The sequence below is a fragment of the Amycolatopsis jiangsuensis genome (assembly GCF_014204865.1).
GTDB lineage: Bacteria > Actinomycetota > Actinomycetes > Mycobacteriales > Pseudonocardiaceae > Amycolatopsis > Amycolatopsis jiangsuensis.
In genome coordinates this window covers 3,140,619-3,154,740 of sequence record NZ_JACHMG010000001.1, presented here as the reverse complement: position 1 = coordinate 3,154,740, position 14,122 = coordinate 3,140,619, and the positions used below count along the sequence as shown (strand labels likewise).

General features: G+C 71.3%; 14 protein-coding genes. 7 read left to right on the top strand and 7 right to left on the bottom strand.

The window, feature by feature from the left end; all coding sequences use genetic code 11:
- Positions 1-38: 38 nt before the first annotated feature.
- A complete protein-coding gene (locus BJY18_RS13905) occupies positions 39-1,427 on the bottom strand; it encodes a helix-turn-helix domain-containing protein (protein ID WP_184780379.1) in 1,389 nt (462 codons plus the stop codon).
- A 124-nt stretch (positions 1,428-1,551) separates the two neighbouring features.
- Between BJY18_RS13905 and BJY18_RS13900 the strand changes: the two genes are divergently transcribed.
- From BJY18_RS13900 to BJY18_RS13880, 5 genes are all read left to right on the top strand, one after another.
- The gene (locus tag BJY18_RS13900; RefSeq protein WP_184780378.1) at positions 1,552-2,406 is read left to right on the top strand and encodes an FAD binding domain-containing protein; all 855 of its coding nucleotides are present in this window, start codon (positions 1,552-1,554) and stop codon (positions 2,404-2,406) included.
- A complete protein-coding gene (locus BJY18_RS13895) occupies positions 2,397-2,864 on the top strand; it encodes a (2Fe-2S)-binding protein (RefSeq protein WP_184780377.1) in 468 nt (155 codons plus the stop codon). Before BJY18_RS13900 ends, BJY18_RS13895 begins: the two co-directional genes overlap by 10 nt.
- A complete protein-coding gene (locus BJY18_RS13890) occupies positions 2,861-4,201 on the top strand; it encodes an 8-oxoguanine deaminase (protein ID WP_184780376.1) in 1,341 nt (446 codons plus the stop codon). Before BJY18_RS13895 ends, BJY18_RS13890 begins: the two co-directional genes overlap by 4 nt.
- Positions 4,198-6,462: a xanthine dehydrogenase subunit D gene (gene pucD / locus BJY18_RS13885; protein ID WP_184780375.1), complete on the top strand. Its 2,265-nt coding sequence runs from the start codon at positions 4,198-4,200 to the stop codon at positions 6,460-6,462. Before BJY18_RS13890 ends, pucD begins: the two co-directional genes overlap by 4 nt.
- Before the next feature lie 82 nt (positions 6,463-6,544).
- Positions 6,545-7,417 (top strand): TIGR03620 family F420-dependent LLM class oxidoreductase, encoded by an 873-nt coding sequence (locus BJY18_RS13880; RefSeq protein WP_184780374.1) that lies wholly within the window; start codon positions 6,545-6,547, stop codon positions 7,415-7,417.
- On the opposite strand, the gene BJY18_RS13875 is transcribed toward BJY18_RS13880, so the two are convergent.
- From BJY18_RS13875 to BJY18_RS13850, 6 genes are all read right to left on the bottom strand, one after another.
- Complete coding sequence (locus tag BJY18_RS13875) at positions 7,414-8,013, bottom strand: TetR/AcrR family transcriptional regulator (RefSeq protein WP_184780373.1); 600 nt, start codon at positions 8,011-8,013, stop codon at positions 7,414-7,416. The two genes, BJY18_RS13880 and BJY18_RS13875, sit on opposite strands and share 4 nt — an antisense overlap.
- Positions 8,010-9,353 (bottom strand): nucleobase:cation symporter-2 family protein, encoded by a 1,344-nt coding sequence (locus tag BJY18_RS13870; protein WP_184780372.1) that lies wholly within the window; start codon positions 9,351-9,353, stop codon positions 8,010-8,012. The genes BJY18_RS13875 and BJY18_RS13870 overlap by 4 nt, the downstream gene beginning before the upstream one ends.
- A 23-nt stretch (positions 9,354-9,376) precedes the next feature.
- Complete coding sequence (pucL, locus tag BJY18_RS13865; RefSeq protein ID WP_184780371.1) at positions 9,377-10,267, bottom strand: factor-independent urate hydroxylase; 891 nt, start codon at positions 10,265-10,267, stop codon at positions 9,377-9,379.
- A 12-nt stretch (positions 10,268-10,279) separates the two neighbouring features.
- Positions 10,280-10,594 carry a hydroxyisourate hydrolase gene (gene uraH / locus BJY18_RS13860; RefSeq protein ID WP_184780370.1) on the bottom strand — a complete coding sequence of 105 codons (315 nt, stop codon included), beginning with the start codon at positions 10,592-10,594 and terminating at the stop codon, positions 10,280-10,282.
- Entirely contained in the window at positions 10,591-11,076 is a 486-nt protein-coding gene (gene uraD, locus BJY18_RS13855; protein WP_184780369.1) for a 2-oxo-4-hydroxy-4-carboxy-5-ureidoimidazoline decarboxylase, read from the bottom strand. Before uraD ends, uraH begins: the two co-directional genes overlap by 4 nt.
- 87 nt (positions 11,077-11,163) lie before the next feature.
- On the bottom strand, positions 11,164-11,640 hold the full coding sequence (locus tag BJY18_RS13850) for a helix-turn-helix domain-containing protein (RefSeq protein ID WP_184780368.1): 477 nt from the start codon (positions 11,638-11,640) through the stop codon (positions 11,164-11,166).
- Between the two features lie 134 nt (positions 11,641-11,774).
- On the opposite strand from BJY18_RS13850, the gene allB reads away from it, so the two are divergent.
- On the top strand, positions 11,775-13,103 hold the full coding sequence (gene allB, locus BJY18_RS13845) for an allantoinase AllB (protein ID WP_184780367.1): 1,329 nt from the start codon (positions 11,775-11,777) through the stop codon (positions 13,101-13,103).
- A 2-nt stretch (positions 13,104-13,105) separates the two neighbouring features.
- On the top strand, positions 13,106-14,122 hold the full coding sequence (gene alc, locus BJY18_RS13840; RefSeq protein ID WP_184780366.1) for an allantoicase: 1,017 nt from the start codon (positions 13,106-13,108) through the stop codon (positions 14,120-14,122).

The following is a 14,122-nucleotide window of genomic DNA, read 5'->3' as shown; positions in this document are numbered from 1 at the left end:
GGCCTCCTGCCGGGAATCCAGTTCCCCGCAGGAGGCCTTCACGGCTGTCCGGCCCTCAACGCCAGGTACACGTCGACCTGGGTGGTGAAGTCGGTCAGGTCCTCGCCGAGGAGTTCGGCTGCCCGGCCGATCCGGTAGCGCAGGGTGTTCACATGGATGTGCAGAGCTTTCGCGGCCCGGGTCGGGGAGCCGGAGCATTCCAGGTACGCCCGGACCGTGCGCACCAGGTCCGAATGCTGTTCGGCGTCGTAGTCGAGCAGCGGGCCGAGCAGGCGCCGGCGTAACGCGCTGCGCAGCTTCGGGGACGCGCCGGCCAGCAGGAGCTGGTGCACGCCCACCTCGTCGGCCGGGACCACGGCCGCCGGTCCCGGCCGGGCGGCCGCGAGGCCGCGCGCCTGCCGGGCGAGTTCCAGCGCGCCGTCGGCCTCGGCCGCGGGCACGGCGTCGGCGAAGCCGGCCACCAGGCGGGAAGCCCGCAGCAGTGGCTCCACTGTGGACAACGCGGTGGTCGCGGCGGTTGCCCAGCCCTCGGGCCAGGAGGGGCCGGGAACCAGGGCGAACGCCTCGTCCGGGCCGGTGCTGGAGTACGTGAACGGGGCCGGGGCGAGCAGTTCGGCCAGGACGTCGGCGGCCTCGGCGGACCCTTCGGTGCGCAGGGCGATCGCCCGCACCGGCCCCTCGGTGACCGCGGCCGGTTCGTGGCGCTCCCGCGCCCGGGCGAACCCGATCAGGCCGGCCAGTTCCTGGGCGAGCTCGGCGTGGGCGCCGTTCAACGGGCCTTCGACGGCCAGCAGCCACGGCACCGCCTGCCGGCCTTCCACCGGCAGCACGGTGAGCCCGCCAGCCGCGGTCGGGCGGCCGCGGGAGCCGGCGAAGTGGCGGACCGCTTCGGACGGGTCGATCGGCAGCTCCGCGGTTCCGGCGACGACGCGGGACACCGCGGAAAGCACCCAGCACGGCGTGCCCAGCTCCTCGGCGGCGCGAGCGAGCAAGCCGGCCACGGGCGTGCCTTCGGCCGCGGCGGTCAGCAAGCGTTTGCGTGCCCCGTCCGCGGCGGCCGCGAGCGCGAGCACCACCCGTTCGGTGACCACGGCGAACGACAGGTCCGGCGGCACCTCCAGCAGCGCGACGCCATGTCGTTCGCACGCGGTGACGACGTCGTCGGGGATCCCGTTCGAATCGGCGCCGGACGCGGCGAGCGCGGCGGCTCCACCGTCGGCCAGCGCGGCCACGAACGGGTCCGCGTCGCCCGGTTCCCGCCACCACAGCAGCCCGGACAGCACGAGTTCGCCCGCGGTCAGGTACCGGCCGGGATCGCGCAGCTCGGTCGCGTACAGCCGGGTCACGGCCCGGTCGAGCAGCGCGTCGGCAGTCCCCGGGTGCCGGCGCAGCCCGGGCAGGCCCAGCAGGGTTCGCACGGTCGTCATCAGGCTTGTAGGAAAGCACAAACGGGTGGTCTCGCGCTGCGGTGGCTTTCATGGCGTGCCGCCGTTGCCCGGTGCCGGGCGGGCGGCGTGTACTGGGACGTCCGCCCCGAGAAGAGGAGCCCGCGTGGAGTTCCTGCGCCCCGAATCGCTCGGCGAAGCCCTCGCGGCCCGCGCCGAACACCCCGACGCCGTGCCGATCGCCGGTGGCACCGACGTGATGGTCGAGCTGAACTTCGACCACCGGCGCCCGGCCGCGCTGCTCGATCTGACGCGGGTGCCGGAGCTGGCCGAATGGTCCACTTCGGACGGCGAGGTACGGCTCGGCGCGGCCGTGCCGTACGCGCGGGTCATCACCGAGCTGGGGGACCGGTTGCCGGGCCTGGCGATGGCTTCGCGCACGGTCGGCTCACCGCAGATCCGCAACCGGGGCACGGTCGGGGGCAACCTCGGCGCGGCCTCGCCCGCCGGGGACACCCATCCGGTCCTGCTGGCGCTCGGCGGCCGGGTGGAGGTCGCCTCGACCCGGGGCACGCGAATAGTGCCGGCCGAGGAGTTCTACCTCGGGGTCAAGCGGAACGCGCTGGAACCCGATGAGCTGATCACCGCGGTGCACCTGCCCGCGGACGCCGGGCCACAGCAGTTCAGCAAAGTGGGTACCCGGAACGCGATGGTGATCGCTGTGTGTTCCTTCGCGCTGGTCCTGCGCCCGGATCGGCGGACGGTGCGTGCTGCGCTCGGTTCCGCCGCTCCGGTGCCGCGCCGTGCGCTGGCGGCGGAGGAATTCGTCACGGGGGAATTGCCGTGGGACCGGCCGGTGCCGCTGGAGGATGGGCTGCTGCGGCGTTTCGGTGAGCTGGCGGCGGAAGCCGCGGCGCCGATCGATGACGTGCGGGGTAGTGCGGGATATCGGCGGCACGCGTTGTCGGTGCTGGCGAGGCGGACCTTGGGTTGGGCGTGGACGGAGTACTCATGCGCGTGAACGTGACGGTGAACGGTGAGGGCCGGCAGGCGGATGACGTGTGGGAGGGCGAAAGCCTGCTGTACGTGCTGCGGGAGCGGTTGGGGTTGCCGGGCTCGAAAAACGCGTGCGAGCAGGGCGAATGTGGTTCGTGCACGGTGTATCTCGACGGAGTGCCGGTCTGCTCCTGTCTGGTCGCGGCGGGACAGGTGGAGGGGCGAGAGGTCCGTACGGTCGAGGGGCTGGCAGAGGGGGACCGCCTCGATCCGGTGCAGCAGTCCTTCGTGGACGCCGGCGCTGTGCAATGTGGCTTCTGCACTCCGGGGTTGATCGTGGCCGCCCACGATCTGCTCGGCCGGATCCCCGAGCCGAGCGACGCCGAGATCCGTGAGGCGCTGGCGGGAAACCTCTGCCGCTGCACGGGATACGAGAAGATCCTCGACGCGGTGCGCCTCGTCGCCAAGGGAGGTGCCGCATGAGGACGGTCGTGGAGAACGCGGCGATCGCCACCGTCAGCGGTCCGGAGTACCGCAGTGGGTATGTGCTGATTGACAACGACCGTATTTCCGCGGTGGGTGAAGGAGCGTTCACCGGCGAGGCCGACGAGCGCGTGGACGCCGCCGGCTGCCTCGTCACCCCTGGCCTGGTGAACACCCACCACCACCTGTACCAGTGGGCCACCCGCGGGCTCGCGGCCGACCACACGCTGTTTGACTGGCTGGTCTCGCTGTACCCGGTGTGGGGCCGGATGAATGCGGAAAGCACGCACGCGGCCGGCACCGCGGGAATGGCGCGGCTGGCGCTGAGCGGCTGCACGACGGTAGCCGACCATCACTACGTCTTCCCCTCCGACGGGGGCGATCAGGTGGAAGCGCTGGTCGCCGCGCGGCAGCGGATCGGTCTCCGCCTGCACGTGGTGCGGGGTTCGATGGACCGCGGCGAGTCCGAGGGCGGCCTCCCGCCGGACCATCTGGTGGAGAGCACCGAGGACGCGCTGCTCGGCACCGAAGCGGCGATCGACCGCTTCCACGACGCCGGTCCCGGCGCGCACCTGCAGATCGCGGCCGGCCCGTGTTCGCCGTTCACCGTGACCGAGCGGCTGATGGCCGGCGCCGCGGAACTGGGCCGGCGCAAGGGTGTCCGGCTGCACACCCACCTCGCCGAAACGCTGGACGAGGAACGTCAGTGCCTGGCCGAAACCGGGATGACGCCCGCCGAGTACGCGGACAAGCTGGGCTGGCTGGCCTCGGACGTGTGGCTGGCGCACACCGTGCACCTCGCTCCGGACGCGGTGCGCCGGTTCGGCGCCACCGGCACCGGCTCCGCGCACTGTCCGACGTCGAACGGGCGGCTGGGCAGCGGGATCGCCCCGGTGCGGGATCTGCTCGACGCGGGCGCGCCGGTCGGTCTGGGGGTCGACGGTGCGGCGTCCAGCGAATCGGGCGGGCTCGGACAGGAGCTGCACCAGGCGTTGCTCCAGGCTCGGCAACGCGGCGGCCCGACGGCTCTGACCACGAGGGAAGCGTTGTGGCTGGGCACGATGGGCGGTGCGCGCTGCCTCGGCCGGGAGGCCGAACTGGGGTCGCTGGAAGCCGGCAAGCTGGCGGACCTGGCGGTGTGGGACCTCTCCGGGCTGAACCACGCGGGCATCGACGATCCGGTGGCCGCGCTCGTACTGGCCGCGACGCCGTCGCTGGCGCGGGTCTTCGTGGGCGGCGAAACGGTGGTGGAGCAGGGCCGGCTGAAGGCGGCGGACGAGTCCGTGATCGCCCGCGAGCTGGCGGCTGTGAGCGCGCGGCTGCGGGGGGACCGATGACGACCACGGAGCAGGCGACGACCACCGCGAACGGCGTCGGCGCGAGCGCGGCCCGTCCGGACGGCACGGTGAAGGTGCGCGGGGAATTCGCGTACGCCTCGGATCTCTGGCACGAGGACATGTCGTGGGGTGTCACGCTGCGCAGCCCGCACCCGTACGCGCGGATCACCGGGATCGACCTGACCGAAGCGTTGCGGGTGCCCGGGGTGCACGCGGTGCTGACCCACGAGGACGTGCCGGGCGTGAACCGGTACGGCCTCGAACACGCCGACCAGCCGGTGCTCGCCGACGAGGTCGTGCGCTACCAGGGTGAACCGGTCGCGCTCGTCGCCGCCGACCATCCGGAGACCGCGCGGCGCGCGATGAAGCGGATCAAGGTGACCTACGAGGAGCTGACCCCGGTCACCGACTCCGAAGCGGCGGTCGCGGGTGCGGGGCCCGAGCTGCATCCGGGCGGCAACGTCGTGCGGCACGTGCCGATCCGGCGTGGCCTTCTCGAGGTGCCGGCCGACGTGGTGGTGTCCGGGGTATACGAGGTCGGCATGCAGGACCAGGCTTTCCTCGGTCCCGAGTCGGGGCTCGCGGTGCCGGACACCGAGGGCGGTGTCGACTTGTACGTGGCGACGCAGTGGTTGCACGTCGACCAGCAGCAGATCGTGGCCGCGCTCGGGCTGCCGGTGGAGAAGGTGCGGCTCACCCTCGGCGGTGTCGGCGGTGCGTTCGGCGGCCGCGAAGATTTGTCGATGCAGGTGCACGCGTGCCTGCTGGCACTGCACACCGGCAAGCCGGTGAAAATGGTCTACAACCGCGAGGAATCCTTCTACGGCCACGTGCACCGGCATCCGGCGAGGATGTACTACGAACACGGGGCCACCCGCGATGGCCGTCTCGTGTATGTCCGGGCACGGATTTTCCTCGACGGCGGCGCGTACGCCTCGTCCACCGGTGCGGTGGTGGCGAATGCCGCCACGCTCGGCATCGGTCCGTACACAGTGGACAACGCGTCGGTGGATTGCTGGGGCACGTACACGAACAATCCACCGTGCGGTGCGATGCGCGGTTTCGGTGCGGTGCAGGCGGCGTTCGGCTACGAGTCCCAGATGGACAAGCTGGCGCAGGCGTGCGGTATCGATCCGGTGGAGATCCGCGTGCGCAACGCGATGCGCGAGGGGTCGGTCATGCCGACCGGGCAGGTCGTGGACTCCGCCGCGCCGGTCGTCGAGCTGCTGGAACGCGTGCGGGACAAGCCGTTGCCCGCGGAACGGGGCAGCGATCTGCGGAACCTGCCTGGCGGGGTTTCCAACACCACGCACGGCGAGGGCGTGGTCCGCGGGGTCGGTTACGCGGTGGGAATCAAGAACATCTGCTTCTCCGAAGGGTTCGACGACTACTCGACGGCCCGGGTACGGCTTCAGGTCGTGGGCGGTGAACCGGCTGCCACCGTGCACACCGCCGCGTGCGAGGTCGGTCAGGGCCTGGTCACCGTGCTGCAGCAGATCGTGCGGACCGAGCTGGGGGTCGAGCAGGTGACTGTGCTGCCGATGGACACCTCGATCGGCAACGGCGGGTCCACGTCCGCGTCCCGCCAGACCTACGTGACCGGAGGAGCGGTGCGCTCGGCCTGCGCCGCGGTCCGGGCTCGGCTGCTGGAGCACGCCTCGCTCGAACCGCGGACCCGGCTCAGCGGCGGCAAACTGCTGTCCGTCGGCGGGGAGGTCGTCGCGGACCTGCTTTCCGTGCTGGCGGACGAGCAGTTCGACGAGACGCGGGAATGGCGGCACCGCCCGACCACCGCGCTGGACCCGGAAAGCGGCCAGGGCGACGCCCATGTCCAGTACGGTTTCGCGGCCCACCGGGCGGTGGTCGACGTGGACGTGGAGCTGGGCCTGGTCAAGGTCGTGCAGCTGGACTGCGCGCAGGACGTCGGGAAGGCGATGAATCCGCAGGCCGTACTGGGGCAGATCCAGGGTGGGTCGGCGCAGGGACTGGGCCTGGCGGTGATGGAGGAGATCCAGGTGGTGGACGGGAAGGTGCGGAACCCGTCGTTCACCGACTACCTGATCCCGACCGTGCTGGACATGCCGCCGATGTCGATCGACGTGCTGGAACGGCCGGACCCGCACGCCCCCTACGGCCTGCGCGGAGTCGGTGAACCACCCACCATCTCGTCCACCCCGGCCATCGTGGCGGCGATCCGCGCGGCCACCGGGCTGGCGCTGCCCCGGGTCCCGGTGCGCCCGGAGCACCTCACCGGGACGTGAGCCCGCGACGATCACGAAGACTGATCCGAGCGCATGGATTCCGGTTCTGGTTCACCGGGGGAGGCCGTGCTGGACTCGTCGCATGAGCATCGAACTGGGTCTGCTCGGCGCACACCTGCGTGCGCACGAAGTGAGTCCCGAGAAGGCCGTGGAGGTCGAGCGGGCCGGTTACGGCACGGTGTGGCTGGATGCCTCGCCGCCGGCGGATCTCGCCTTGGCGGAGCGGCTGCTGGAGGCCACTTCCGGGCTGGTCGTCGGAACCAGCGTGGTGAACGTGTGGACCGCCGAGGCGGGTGCGGTCGCCGCTTCCTACCACCGGATCGTCGCGAGGTATCCCGATCGGTTCCTCCTCGGCGTGGGGATCGGGCATCGTGAGGTGCACGCCGAGTATGCCTCGCCCTACGCGACGCTCGCGTCCTATGTGGACGAGCTGACCGCGGCTGGAGTGCCGTCCGGCCGGGTGGTGCTGGCCGCGCTCGGACCGCGGATGCTGCGGCTGGCGAGGGACCGCACCGCCGGATCCGTCCCGTGCATGGTCACTCCCGAGCACACCCGGCAGGCAAGGGAAATCCTCGGCGTCGACAAACTACTGCTGCCCGGCCACTTCGCGGTCATGGAACCCGACGCGACGCGGGCGCGTGAGCTGGCCCGGTCCGCGCCGGCCGCAACCGGGCTGCAGGTCACCAACTACGCCAGCAACCTGCGACGGCTCGGCTTCACCGACCACGACCTCGCCGGGTCCGGCAGCGACCGGCTCATCGACGCGCTCGTCCTGTACGGCGCCCCCGCGACCGTGGCGGCGGGCATCGTCGCGCACTTGGACGCCGGCGCGGACCACGTCGGCATCTACCCGCTCGGCGACGACCCGATCGACACTCTCCGCCGGGTCGCCGAAGCGGTGGGTGCCGTCCGCGCACCACGCCGAGCGCCGCGGTCAGCCAGTGGCCAGGCCTAGCTCAGCCGTTTCCCGTCCTGGCCGAGTTCGGCCAGCAGCCGGCGGGCGACGTCCACCACCGAGGCGCCGGCCACCGCCATCGGTTCCGTCGAGCGCATCGAACGGGCCAGGACGAACGCGCCTTCCAGGTTGTTGATCAGTGCGATGGTCAGCGTGCGTGCGGTGTCCTCGGGCAGGCCGAACACGGCGAACTTCTCCGTGCCCGCGTCGATCCAGGCGGTGAACACGTCGGCGGTCGCCTTGCGTAGCGGTTCGTTCGTCGTCGCCACTTCCAGTGCGACGGTCGCGATCGGGCAGCCCTCCACGTAGTCGGTGTCCAGCAGCGTGGTCACCGCCGCCGCGAAGAACGTCTCGAGGCCGCTGACCAGGTCCGGGGCCGGTCCGACGAACAGATCGAACAGTTCGATGTACTGCATGCCCGACGTCCGCACGGCTTCCTCGCCCAGCTGCTCCTTGCCGCCGGGAAAGAAGTGGTAGAGCGACCCGAACGGCGCGCCGGCCTTCTCGACGATCTGCTTCACGCCCGTGCCGCTGTAGCCGCCGTGGCGGAACAGCTCCGCGCCCGCGGCGAGGATCCGGTCTTTCGTCCCTGTCACGACACCGAGGATAGCTCTTCTGCGGTAGAGCGTTCTATCAAGCGCGGTCCGAACGCCAGGTTCAGCACCACCGCGGTCACGCAGCCGGCGCTGATCCCCGAGTTCAGCACCACCTGGAGCGCGGCGGGGAAGCCCGAGTAGAAGCCCGGCATGGCGATCGGGATCAGCCCGACGCCGAGCGAGGCGGCGACGATGGCCACGTTCGCCGGATGCTCGAACGACGCCTTCGCCAGCGTCCGCACGCCGCTGACCGCGACGCTGCCGAACAGCACCAGTCCGGCGCCGCCGAGCACCGGCTGCGGTACCAGCGCGATGATCCCGCCGGTGATCGGGAACGCTCCCAGCAGCACGAGCACCACGCCGCCGGCCGCGACCACGTACCGGCTGTACATGCGGGTCAGCGAAACGAGGCCGATGTTCTGCGCGAACGCCGTGCAGGCGAAACCGCCGAAGACGGTGCCCACCGCGGTCGCCAGCCCGTCCGCGCGCAGTCCGTCGGCCAGCGTGCGGCTGGTCGTCGGGCGGCCCACGATCTCGCCGAGCGCCAGCAGGTCGGCGGTGCTTTCGGCCATCGTCACCAGCATCACGACGAGCATCGAGACGATCGCGGCCACGTCGAACTCCGGGGCGCCGAAGTGAAACGGCGGTGCGATGCCGAACACCGGCGCCTCCCGCAGGGTCGACGTGTCGACTTGCCCGAGCGGCCACGCCACGAGGGTGCCCACGACCAGGCCGAGCAGCAGCGCGATCCGGCTCCAGAAGCCGTGCAGGAACCGCGTGAACACCAGCACCGCGGCCAGCGTGACGCCGGCCAGCAGCAGCCCGGACGGGCGGGCTGCGGACTGTTGCGCGGAAATCCACTGCACGGCCACCGGCAGCAGCGAAATGCCGATGAGCGTGATGACGGTCCCGGTCACCACCGGTGGGAAGAATCGCGTGAGTTTCGAGAAGAACGGTGCGGCCAGCACCACGAACACGCCACCGGTGAGCGTCGCTCCGAAGACGATGCCCAGTGCGTTGCCGGAACGGTGCTGGGCCGCGATGGACAGGATCGGCGCGACGGCGGCGAAGGTGACGCCGTTGACCAGCGGCAGCCGCGAGCCGAAGCGCCAGATCCCCAGGGTCTGCAACAGCGTGGCCAGTCCCGCGGTGAACAGTGCGGCGCTGATCAGCAGCGCCAGCTGCCCGGGGGACAGCCCGACCGCGGCGCCGATCACCAGTGGCGGGGCCACCACGCCGGCGTACATGGCCGCGACGTGCTGCACACCGCCGAGCACGAGCTGCGGCAACGGGGGAGCCGCGTCGACGGGATGCCGAGAAGGTCGTTCCTTGGCTGACATGCGCTCTCCCGGTGGGGTCGGGGCTAGAGCACGGCGTCGGTCCAGGCCGGGCCGGGCTCTTCGGCTTCGTCGCGGATCGCGGAGCCCTCGATGAGGCCGTACGGGCGATCGGCGGCGTGGAACACCTCGCCTGGGTTCTCGAGGCCGAACGGGCTCAGATCGACGAGGAAGTGGTGTTTGTTCGGCAGGGAAAGCCGAACCTCGGCGACCTCCGGCCGTGCCCGCAGCACGGCTTCGCCCATCGCGTACAGGGTCTGCTGCAACGACAGGCTGTGCTTGGTGGCGAACGTTTCCAGCATCGTCCGCCGGATTTCGCGGTGGCTTTCGGCCCAGCCGATCCCGCTGTCGCCCTGGTACCGCCACCGCGCGGTGACGGCGGTGGCGAGGATCCGGTCGTCGGTCTCGGCGAGCGTGGTGTACTCGTCGCGCGGGAAGCCGTGGAACTCCGAACCGGTGGACTTGAGCACCACCAGACCGTCCACACCGGACACGATCCACGCCCGATCCTGCGCTACGGTCACGGTGGTGGTGCGGGATTCGCCGCCGGAGCGGCTGAACGCGTGCTCGTGCGGCACGCCGTCGACCGGGATCCGGTCCCAGCCGTGCTCGGCGACGGTGATCCGGGCGGTCCTGATCTTCTCCTGGGTGCCGACGAAATGCCGGCCCAGCCGCAACGCGAAGTCTTCGATCTCGCCGACGTCCTGCTGCTTGGCGAACGCGTACACGGTGTTCTTCTGCGTGTCGGTGGCCAGCACAGCGGAGTTGTCGCCGGTGAGATGCGTGTCGGTCAGGTCGCCGCGCAGCGCGCTGGACACGGTGAGGTCGCGCAGGTGGTGCACCGCACCGTCGCGGCGCACCGTGACCATCCGGACCTCGGCCTTGCCGTACTGGTTGGGGCCCAAGGAGATTCCCACGTCAGCTCCCTTTCAACTGCCACGGTAGGTCGAGTAGGCGAACGGACTCAGCAGGACCGGCACGTGGTGGTGCGCGGTGCCGTCGGAGATCCGGAAGGCGATCGTCACCTCCGGGAAGAACGCCTCCGGTCCCAGGTACGCGGCGGTGTCGAAAACCAGCCGGTAGACGCCCGGTTCGAGGGTGTCCGGGCCGAGATCGCGGATCCGGCCGTCGGCATCGGTGACGCCTTCGGCGAGCAGCCTGCCCTCGTGCTCGAACCGGACCGCGATCCCGGCGGCGGGTTTCCCGGCCGCGGTGTCGAGGACGTGGGTGGTCACGAGACTCATGCCGTCACCGCCTTCGCCAGACGCAGCTGCGCGATCTCGGCCAGCTCGGCGCCGGCGACGTCCAGTTCGGACAGTGGGTCGTTGGCCAGCCGCGCACGCAGGTTCGCCAGCAGCTCGCCACCGCTCCGGCCGTGGGCGCAGACCAGGAACACGTGACCGAAGCGGGCTTCGTACTCGGCGTTGGCGGCGGCGAACTCGTCCGCGTTGTCCACTCCGGACTGTTCCGAACGTGACCACTCGCCTTCGGTGCCGGTGTCCTTCGGCTGTTCCCCGATTCTCGGGTGGGCGGCGATGGCGGCCCGCACCTCGTCGCGGCGCAGCGGCGTCGCGCTGTCCGCGGCGGCGAGCAGTGCGGCGAAATCGGCGTACGGCCGGCCGTCCACCACCGTCTCCACCCAGCGTGGCACCGCCAGGCAGGCAGTGAGCACCGGCCTGATTTCGGCGGCTTCGGCGGAGTTGAACTCGGCGAGTGCGAGTGGCACGGGATCTCCTCGCGGCGGGGGAGCTGGGCGTTCCGCTGACCGTACGGCCGTGCCGCGCCGCCGTCAACATTTTGTTGAACGCGCTGGTCAGTCGGCTTCGCGGTTGAGGTAGTTGTAGACGGTGAAGCGGGTGACGCCGAGTGCCTCGGCCACCGCGGACACCGATTTCCGCAGGTGGAACGCGCCGCGTTCGCGCAGCAGCCGCACCGCGCGTTGTTTGCCGGGGCGGTCCAGTTCACCCAGTTTCGCGCCCAGCTCCCGTTCCACGTCGGCGATCAGCCGGGACAGCGCGCCGTTCAGCTCGACCGCCTGGCCGGGTTCGGGTTCGTCGGTCCGCCGCAGCTGCAGGGTGACGCGGGTGGCGCCACCTTCGAGCGCGGCCCGCGCGATGGCGGGCAGGGACTGCAGGAGCTCGTCCGTGCTGCCCCGGGCGAGTGTGCCGAGGGGCCCGAAGTCGGTGTCGAGACCGGCTTCGTCCGCCGCGTCGCGGGCGCGGACCGCGTGGTCCGGCGGGGCCCCTTCGCCGCGGAACGGTTCGCTGGTGAACTCGGCTTCCAACTCCACCCGCTGACCGTAACGTGGACGGTGCGGCGTTGACGAGCCGCGAACGCCGTGGTTAATCTCGTTTGGCGAAACAGTCTTTCCGTAGCGTGAAATTCCCGGTGCCGCGTGCGCCGGGGTGAGGAGTGTGCCCGCAGATGGATCTCGTGGTACGCGCCGCGCGTGCGGTGACCCCCGGCGGCGAGGGGCCGGTGACGATCGGGATCGAAGGCGGCCGGATCGCCGTCGTGGAACCGGGAATCACGGAGCTGCCGGGGACCCGGGTGGTCGACCTCGCCGGGGACGAGGTGCTGCTGCCCGGACTGGTCGACACCCATGTGCACGTGAACGACCCGGGTCGCGCGGAGTGGGAAGGGTTCGAGACCGCCACCCGCGCGGCCGCGGCAGGCGGCGTGACCACGATCGTGGACATGCCGCTCAACAGCCTGCCGCCGACGGTCGACGTGCCCGCGCTGGCGGTCAAACGCAAGGCCGCCACCGGCCGGGTACACGTGGACGTCGGGTTCTGGGGTGGTGCGATCCCGGGCAACGAGGGTGAACTGCGCGGGCTGCACGACGAGGGCGTGTTCGGGTTCAAGTGCTTCCTGCTGCACTCCGGGGTGGACGAGTTCCCGCCGCTGGACCCGGCCGGGCTGGAGTCGGCGATGCGGGAGCTGGCCTCCTTCGACGCGCAGCTGATCGTGCACGCGGAGGACTCCGACGCGATCGACGACGCACCGGATCCCCACGGCGAGCGGTATTCCGACTTCCTGTCCTCCCGTCCGCGTGGCGCGGAGAACCTGGCCATCACGCACGTGATCGAGGGAGCCCGGCGCACCGGCGTACGGGCGCACGTCCTGCATCTGTCCTCTTCGGACGCGTTGCCGCTGATCGCCGGCGCCCGGCGCGAGAGTGTGGCGTTGTCGGTGGAGACCTGTCCGCACTACCTGAGCTTCGTGGCCGAGGAAATCCGCGACGGGGCAACGCAGTTCAAGTGCTGCCCGCCGATTCGTGAGGCCGGGAACCGGGAACTGCTGTGGCAGGGTCTCGCCGACGGCCTCATCGAGACCATCGTGAGCGACCATTCGCCGTGCACGCCGGAGCTGAAACGCCTCGACACCGGGGACTTCGGGCTCGCCTGGGGCGGGATCTCCAGTCTGCAGCTGGGCCTTCCGGCGATCTGGACGCAGGCCCGGGCCCGGGGGTTCACCCTGGCCGACGTGGTGCGGTGGATGGCCGCGAACCCGGCCGCGCAGGTCGGCATGCGGAACAAGGGACGGCTCGCGCCCGGCTGCGACGCGGACTTCTGCGTGTTCGCTCCCGACGAGGCGTTCGTGGTGGACGTGGCGAAGCTGGCGCACCGCAACCGGGTGAGCGCCTACGACCAGCGTCCGCTGGCCGGGGTCGTGCGCGGCACCTGGCTGCGTGGGAAACCGGTGACCGGCGACGAGCCGCACGGACAACTGCTCACCCGAGGCAACTGCTAGAGATGGAGGAACCCGTGTCCGACCGTCCGGAGTGGACTGTCCAGCCCGATCTGGCCTCGCGGAGCTTCGGCGGCACCGTCATGTGGGCGACCGACGAACTGTTCGCGGAGAAGGAGAACCTGGTCAACCCGTGGCGGCCGGCCCACCGGGCGGAGACCTTCGGCCCGAAGGGCCAGGTCTACGACGGCTGGGAGACCCGGCGGCACCGCGAACCCGGTGACGACCACGCGATCGTGCGGCTCGGCCTCGGCGGCGTGGTGTCCGGCGTGGTGGTGGACACGGCGTTCTTCAAAGGCAACTACCCGCCGTTCGTCTCGGTCGCGGCCACCTCGGTGCCGGGCTATCCGAGCGCGGACGAGCTGCGCGGTGCCGACTGGGAGGTGCTGGTGGACCGCGAGCCCGCGGCCGGGCACACGGAGAACTTCTTCGAGGTCACCTCGCCGCGCCGGTACACGCACGTGCGGCTGACCCAGCACCCGGACGGCGGCGTGGCCCGGCTGCGCGTGCACGGGTCGCCGGTGCCCGATCCGGCCTTGCTGGACCCGCGGTCGCTGGACCTCGCCGCTCTGGAGAACGGCGCGTACGTCACCGGCTGCAGCAACATGTTCTACTCGTCGCCGAACAACCTGCTCTCGCCCGGCCTCGCCGCGCATCAGGCCGAGGGCTGGGAAACCGCCCGCCGCCGCGACGACGGCAACGACTGGGTGACCCTCGCGCTGGCCGGCGCGGGCGTCGTCCGATTCGCCGAACTCGACACGAGCAACCTCAAGGGAAACGCTCCGGGCTGGGCCGCGGTGAGCGGCCGGCTCGGCGAAGGCGAGTGGGTGCCGCTGCTGCCACGCACCCGGCTGCAACCCGACACCCGCCACCGTTTCGCGCTGGCGGACGGCCCGGAGATCACCGAAGCCCGCCTGGACATCTATCCCGACGGCGGAATGGCCCGCCTGCGCCTGCCCGGCGAACTGACCGAACGCGGCCGCGCAGCGGTCACCGCCCGGTTCACCGAAACCACCGGCTGA